General features: G+C 70.5%; 6 protein-coding genes and 1 pseudogene. 3 read left to right on the top strand and 4 right to left on the bottom strand.

Annotated features, from left to right (window positions below):
• The 4 genes from AC08OQ_RS16075 to AC08OQ_RS16090 form a co-directional block, all read right to left on the bottom strand.
• Window positions 1-302 (bottom strand): helix-turn-helix transcriptional regulator (locus tag AC08OQ_RS16075; protein ID WP_476601774.1); only part of this gene is annotated, 302 nt, incomplete at its 3' end.
• 257 nt (window positions 303-559) lie between these two features.
• Window positions 560-1,294, bottom strand: a complete 735-nt coding sequence (gene cysE, locus AC08OQ_RS16080; protein ID WP_476601773.1) for a serine O-acetyltransferase — start codon at window positions 1,292-1,294, stop codon at window positions 560-562.
• 6 nt (window positions 1,295-1,300) lie between these two features.
• Window positions 1,301-2,230, bottom strand: coding sequence for a cysteine synthase A (cysK, locus tag AC08OQ_RS16085; protein ID WP_462203687.1), 930 nt, complete (start codon window positions 2,228-2,230; stop codon window positions 1,301-1,303).
• Window positions 2,231-2,475: 245 nt separating this feature from the next.
• On the bottom strand, window positions 2,476-3,516 hold the full coding sequence (locus tag AC08OQ_RS16090; RefSeq protein ID WP_476601772.1) for a MaoC family dehydratase: 1,041 nt from the start codon (window positions 3,514-3,516) through the stop codon (window positions 2,476-2,478).
• Between the two features lie 415 nt (window positions 3,517-3,931).
• Here AC08OQ_RS16090 and AC08OQ_RS16095 point away from each other — a divergent pair, with 415 nt between their 5' ends.
• The 3 genes and pseudogenes from AC08OQ_RS16095 to AC08OQ_RS16105 form a co-directional block, all read left to right on the top strand.
• The gene (locus AC08OQ_RS16095; protein ID WP_476601770.1) at window positions 3,932-4,912 is read left to right on the top strand and encodes an MmgE/PrpD family protein; all 981 of its coding nucleotides are present in this window, start codon (window positions 3,932-3,934) and stop codon (window positions 4,910-4,912) included.
• Window positions 4,909-6,195 carry a CaiB/BaiF CoA transferase family protein gene (locus AC08OQ_RS16100; protein WP_476601769.1) on the top strand — a complete coding sequence of 429 codons (1,287 nt, stop codon included), beginning with the start codon at window positions 4,909-4,911 and terminating at the stop codon, window positions 6,193-6,195. Before AC08OQ_RS16095 ends, AC08OQ_RS16100 begins: the two co-directional genes overlap by 4 nt.
• 41 nt (window positions 6,196-6,236) lie before the next feature.
• Window positions 6,237-6,998, top strand: a pseudogene (locus tag AC08OQ_RS16105) (acyl-CoA dehydrogenase family protein); the annotation flags it as partial.
• Between the last annotated feature and the right edge of the window lie 88 nt (window positions 6,999-7,086).

Raw genomic sequence — 7,086 nt, forward strand, 5'->3', positions numbered from 1 at the left:
CCTAGAAGCGAGGGATGCCCCATGACAATCGCCATCTCACCATCCAGGCCGGTGGACGCCGCGTCCTGATGGGCGAACAGCACATCCGGCGATTCTCTGAACAGATCGCACAGCATCTTCCGGTAGCGGGGGCTCGTCGTGCGTCTTCCCAGCTCCCAGCCGCTGAGCATGCTCGGGGTCACCCCGGACGAACCCGACGATGATCTGGCATCCAGCGCCGCGACGATCTGCTCCTGGGTGGCGTTTATCGCCAGCCGTGCCGCCCGAAGCGGCGATGCCGACCCCCCGAACGACCTCACCATGTGCTTCAACTCCTACGCGGGACGCAGCATCAGACCAGGGCCTCGCCATGATGGCTAATCTATGATAGATCACTACGCTATGTGATCAAACATAGGAGCGATCGATCCCGGTCGCCAGCGATTCTCTCGGTGGCCTGGCGGAATCAAGTGGTCATGGCGACGCATGCTTTGCCGGCAAATCCTGGCTCGACCGGATCCCCAGGGGCACCGGTCGAGCCAAGGGTGTCACCGATCAGGTCGCCGCTGAAGGTCGTTGATCAGATGGAGAAGTCCTCGCCGTACCACACACCGGCCTGGGGCGGGCGGATCGTGGGATGGGCGGCGACCCGCCCGTCGGCGCGGCCGTCGGTGTTCCCGGTGTTCCCGTCGAGCACCGCCTCCAGCTGGTCGACCCGGGTGAGCAGGGACTTCAGGCTGACGCCGACGAGGTCGGGGAGCACGTCGTCCTGACCGGGCAGGGCGGTGGCCGGCCGGGGGCGGCTGGGGGTGATGACCTGGCCGGGGACGCCGACGACCACCGAGCCGGGCGGCACGGGCCGCACGACGACGGCGTTGGCCCCGATGCGGCTGTCCGAGCCGACGGTGATGTTGCCGAGAACCTTGGCACCGGCACCGATGATCACCCGGTCGCCGATGGTGGGGTGCCGCTTGGCCGGTTCCAGGCTGGTGCCGCCGAGGGTAACCCCGTGGTAGATCGTGACGTCGGCGCCGACCTCGGCGGTCTCCCCGATGACCACGCCGGTGGCGTGGTCGATGAAGACGCCGGGGCCGAGCGTGGCGGCGGGGTGGATCTCGACCCCGGTGAGCATGCGGGTGAGCGTGGCAACCACGCGCCCGGGCAGCCGCAGGTCACGGGTCCACAGCCAGTGGCTGATCCGGTGGCCCCAGACTGCGTGCAAGCCGGGATAGCACAGGGCGATCTCGAGGGTGGAGCGGGCGGCCGGATCCCGCTCCTTCACCGTGCGCAGGTCATGGCGCAGCGTCGAGAGCACAGTCGGTCACCCGAGCCCGGCGAACAGCGGTGTGCTCAGGTATCGCTCGCCGAAGTCCGGAAACACGACGACGACCAGCTTCCCGGCGTTCTCCGGGCGGCGGGCCACCTGCAGCGCCGCCGACACCGCCGCGCCCGAGGAGATGCCCACTAGGAGTCCCTCCTCCCGGGCCAGCCGGCGGGCCAGGTCGAAGGCGTCCTCACCATCGACCTGGATGATCTCGTCGACGAGGCCGGTCTCCAGGACCGGCGGGACGAACCCGGCACCGATGCCCTGGATCGGGTGCGGTCCCTTCACGCCGCCCGAGAGCACCGGCGACGCCGACGGCTCCACGGCGACGAACCGCGCCTCGGGCCTGCGCTCCTTGATGACCTGGGCGACGCCGGTGATGGTCCCGCCGGTGCCGACCCCGGCGACGAGCACATCGATCTGCCCGTCGGTGTCGCGCCAGATCTCCTCGGCGGTCGTGGCGCGGTGGATCGCCGGGTTGGCCGGGTTCTCGAACTGCTGCGGGATGAGGTACCGCTCGTCGTTCTTCGCGAGTTCCTCCGCCTTCGCGATGGCGCCGGGCATGCCCTCGGCACCGGGGGTGAGCACGAGCTCCGCACCGAGGGCCCGCAGCAGCATCCGCCGCTCGGTGCTCATCGTCTCGGGCATCGTCAGGACGCAGCGGTACCCGCGGGCGGCGCACACCATGGCCAGGGCGATGCCGGTGTTCCCGCTGGTAGGTTCGAGGATGACGGTGTCCGGCCCGATCAGCCCCGCCCGCTCCACGGCGTCGATCAGGGCCACCCCGAGGCGGTCCTTCACGCTGTGCGCCGGGTTGAAGGACTCCAGTTTGGCCACGACCTGGGCTCCCACCCCGTCCGTGACGCGACGCAATCGGACCAGCGGCGTGTTGCCGATCAGTTGCGTGATGTCTTCCGCAATCCTCATCGATGTTCTCCTCTGCCGGGCCCCGTGGTCATCCACTCTGCCAGGCCCGCGCCTTCCCGCCCTTCCTAACGACCTCGACGGGCCTGCTGGTTCGTCCACGGCCGGGAAAGTAGGCCCACAGGTCCCCCCGGGCCAACATCCGGAAGCCCCGGCCCGCAGGGTCGTCGTACCTGTACCGGCGCCTCAGGCCAGGCGCATCGTAGCCATCAACCCCGGTGTAGCCATCAGCCCCGGTTCGGCGGGCGTCAAGCCAGAACCACCGCGCACCGCCACAGCAGGACCGACCGCGGCTGTCCGGCCGGCCCTGCCTGGGCCTCGACCTCGACCCGCAACCACGCGAGCCCACCCCCGGCAGCGAGTGCCTGGGTGGACTCCACGGTGACCGTGCTGCTCAGCGAGTCACCCTCGTAGACCGGGCCGGTATGATCGCACCCGTCCCAGCCGGCGACCGTGACGATGTTGGGCAGCGCACGGCAGACCTGGGCCAGCGCCAGGCCGATGGTGTGCCCGCCATACACCAGACGCCGCCCGCCCGCGGCGATCTCGTCGTGATGCACGGTGGCGATGTTGAGCGTGAGCCGGGCCAGTTCAGGCGCCGAGGACACCACGTCGGCGCCAACCACCCGCCAGCGGCGGCCGACCGCGATATCGGCGAAATGCTCGCCGCCGCGCACCTGCTCGCGGAAGACGTCGAGCCGCCACGGCTCGACCGCGGCCACGAAGTCCGCCGGAGAGGGGTGTACACCGACCTCGTCGAGGTCATCGTGGTGACCGGTGTCCGCGTCAGGGTCGGCCAGGGGCAGCATCGCGCAGCGCCAGAAATCCAGCACCGGTCGCAGCTGCTGATCCACCGTACGGACCCGCAGGACCGCCAGCCCGGTCGGACGGCGCCCCGGCCTGGGCCGGTTCTGCCGCAACCCGACGACCTCCGTGGTGGTGGACAACGTGTCGGCGATCGCCGGGAACCGGCGGAACACGAAACCCCGGTAGAACAGGTTGGCCCGCACGTGCTGCGTCGCCAGCGTCGACTGCCCGATCGCGATATCCCACACCAACGCGGGATGAGCAACCGGCCACCGCCCGGCCACAGCGCGAGCCAAGCCGTCGTCCAGGGGCAGCCGCAGCCGATCGCCCACGATCGCCTGGTGCATCGCCGCGTGCCCGCTGCTCAACGTGACCGACGGCGCGGCGTCGAACACGTGCCCGACCGCCAGGTACTCGAAGTACGGACCCTGCGCCGGGACGAGCGGGCTGGCAGCCCCCGCCGTCGACCTGCCGCCGCCCACCGCTCGGCTCCTCCCTGCCTGTCCCCACTGCCTGTTACCGATCACTATTGGCCATACATTATCTTTCGGGCGGGCAGGTGCGCTGCGGGCACGGGCGACCCAGGCGCGGGCGACCCAGGTGTGAAACACGGGCGATCCAGGTGTGGCCCCGCGCTGGCGAGAGTCGGGAGTTGTGGATGGAATCGACCGCCGAGACGTTGGCCCGGTGGGCGCACGACTATGTGCCGAGTGCCGCGGACCTCGACCTGGCGCAGCGCTCACTGCTCGACACGATGGCTGTCACGCTCGCCGCCCGGCAGGACGATCTGGTGGCGCTGTCGGCCGGGTTGCCGGACGCGGCGCGCTGGGCGGCGGTCGGGCACGTCCTGGATTTCGACGACCTGCACCTGGAGTCCACCACCCACATCAGCGTGGTGTGCGTCCCCGCGACGCTGGCCGTCGGCGGGGACGCCCGCGCCTACCTGGCGGGAGCCGGGATGATGGCGCGGCTCGGGGCGGCGCTGGGCTGGGCTGGTCGCACTATGCCGGCGGCTGGCACGCCACCTGTACGGCCGGGGCGCCGGCCGCCGCCGTGTCCGCGTCGGTGGCGCTGGGCCTGTCGACCGAGCAGATCGCCACGGCGATCGCGCTCTCGGTTCCCGCGGCCGGCGGGGTGCAGCGGGCATTCGGTTCCGCCGGCAAGTCCCTGCAGGTCGGCTTCGCCGCCGACGCGGGAGTTCGGGCGGCGAGGCTGGCCGCCGTCGGCGCTACCGCGGATCCGACCGCGCTGGACGCATGGCTACGACTGGTCGGCGGCGACCCGGACCGCATCGACGTGACCGGCCCGGCGGTGCCCGGCGGGCTGGCGATCAAGATTTTTCCCTGCTGCTACGCACTGCAACGCCCGATCAGCGCGCTGCGCGAGCACCTGCCTGCCGACGCCGTCGCCTCGGGCATCACCGCGATCGAGGTGAGCACACCCGCGGGCGCAGTACAGCCGCTGATCCACCATCGGCCCCGCACCGGGCTGCAGGGGAAGTTCAGCCTGGAATATGCCATCGCCGCCGCGCTGCTGGACCCTCATCCCGGCTTCGGGAGCTTCACCGACCTCGCCGTGACCCGACTCGAAGCCCAGCGCCTGCTCCAGCTCGTAGCCGTCACCGAGACCCCCGGCGGTGACGGGCTGCTCTCCGGCCGCATCGACATCACGCTCACCCTCAGCGGTGGCGCCCGGTACTCGGTGAGCCAGCGGCTGCCACCCGGGTCGCCCGGGCGGCCACCTTCGGATCAGGACCTGCGCGCCAAGATCGCCGACTGTGGCCCCGACGTTCCCGCGCTGCTGACCGGACTGGACTGGGCGCGTGCCGCGACGCTGCTGGCAGACCACCTGCCTGGCCAAAGGAGCGGCCTGACGTGACCGAGCACCACATAACCGAGCACCAGCAGCACCGCCCCGAGTCGGGCGCGACGCCGGGCGCCGCGCCGCGATCCTCCTCGCAGCGATCCCCCTCGCCGCACGTCCCGCTGCCGTTGGCCGGGGTGACCGTGGTCAGCCTGGAGCAGGCCGTCGCGGCCCCGTTCGCCACCCGCCAGCTGGCTGATTTCGGCGCGCGGGTCATCAAGATCGAACGGCCCGACGGCGGCGACTTCGCCCGCCGCTACGACGTGTCGGTGCACGGCCAGTCGAGCTACTTCGTGTGGCTCAACCGCTCCAAGGAATCCCTCACCCTGGACGTGAAGACCACCGAGGGGCGCGCGGTTCTGGAGGAGCTGCTGGCCGAGGCCGACGTGCTGGTGCAGAACCTCGGCCCCGGCGCCGCCGCTCGCCTCGGCCTCGACGCCTCGTCCCTGGCCGACCGGCACCCTCGGGTGATCCCCTGCACGATCTCCGGCTACGGCACCGACGGGCCCTGGGCCGACCGGAAAGCCTACGACCTGCTCGTGCAGTGCGAGACCGGCCTCGTGTCGCTGACCGGTAGCCCGGACCAGATGGCGAAGGCCGGGATCTCGGTCGCCGACATCGCCGCCGGCATGTACGCCTACACCGGCGTCCTCACTGCCCTCTACCGGCGCGCCACCACGGGGGCGGTCTCCGCGGTCGAGGTATCGTTGTTCGAGGCCCTCGCCGAGTGGATGGGTTCACCGGCCTACTACACCCGGTACGGCGGGCGGCAACCGGCACGGGTCGGCGCTCAGCACGCCACCATCGCCCCCTACGGCCCGTTCACCACCGCCGAGGACCAGACGGTGCTGCTGGCCATCCAGAACGAACGCGAATGGCACGCCTTCTGCCGGATCGTGCTCGACGACCCGGCCCTGGCCGAGGACCACCGCTTCGCGACCAACTCCGCGCGCGTCGCCCACCGCGACGCCCTCAACGGCGTGATCGCGGACCGATTCGCCACGCTCGACACCGGCACAGTGCTGGCGTTGCTGGCCAAAGCCGGTATCGCCAACGCCCGGCTGAACTCCGTCGCCCACTTCCTCGACCACCCCGTCTTGACTGGCCGCGACCGGTGGCGCACCGTCGCCACCCCCGGCGGCGACATCGGCGCCCTCCTGCCCCCGGCCACCCTCACCGACCTGGACCCGGCGATGAACCCCGTTCCCGCCCTCGGCGAACACACCGACGCCATCCTGCGCAGCCTGGGCCGCACCGATACCGCCATCGCCGCGCTCCGTGCCGACGGCGTCATCTGACCTCCGCCGACCTCCGGCCCCCCATTCAAAGAGGACCCAGCGTGAGTACCCTGACCGCGGAAGAACAAGCCATCGTCGACACCGTGCGCGACTTCGTCGACCGGGAGGTCCGCCCGGTCGCCCGGGACCTGGAACACGCCAACGACTATCCCGAGAAGCTCATCGAGCAGATGAAAAAGCTCGGCATCTTCGGCCTGGCCATTCCGGAACCCTACGGCGAGGTTGCCGTCTCCACCCCCTGCTACGTCCAGGTCACCGAGCAGCTCGCCCGCGGCTGGATGAGCCTGGCCGGCGCGATGGGTGGCCACACCGTCGTCTCCACGCTCATCCTCACCTTCGGCACCGAGCAGCAGAAGCTGCGTTATCTGCCCGCACTGGCCAGCGGTGAGATCCGCGCCACGATGGCGTTGACCGAACCCGGCGGCGGTTCCGACCTGCAGGCCCTCACTACCAGCGCCCGCCGCGCCGGTGAGCACTACGTGGTCAACGGGTCGAAGACGTGGATCACCAACGCCCGCCGCTCCCAGCTGATCGCGCTGCTGTGCAGGACCGATCCGAAAGCCGAGCCCAGGCACAAGGGCATCAGCATCCTGCTGGTCGAACCCGGCGACGGGTTCACCGTGTCCAAAGACCTGCCAAAACTCGGCTACAAGGGCGTCGAAAGCTGTGAACTGTCCTTCGATGACTACCATGCCCCCGTCGATGCGCTGCTCGGCGGCGAGGAAGGCCGCGGATTCGCGCAGATTATGAAGGGCCTGGAGATCGGCCGGATTCAGGTCGCCGCCCGCGCCCTCGGTATCGCGGGTCTTCGAAGTTAACCGGGGTGGGCGTGAGACCCCAGCCAGTTTGGTAACTGTGCGTAATGTTGGCTCGGCGTGGCCTGCTGTGACC

This window comes from Frankia sp. CcCS3, assembly GCF_977927575.1.

Bases quoted from the DNA above. Each gene is read 5' to 3' on its own strand.
- cysK (WP_462203687.1), bottom strand. From the start codon at position 2,230: ATGAGGATTGCGGAAGACATCACGCAACTGATCGGCAACACGCCGCTG.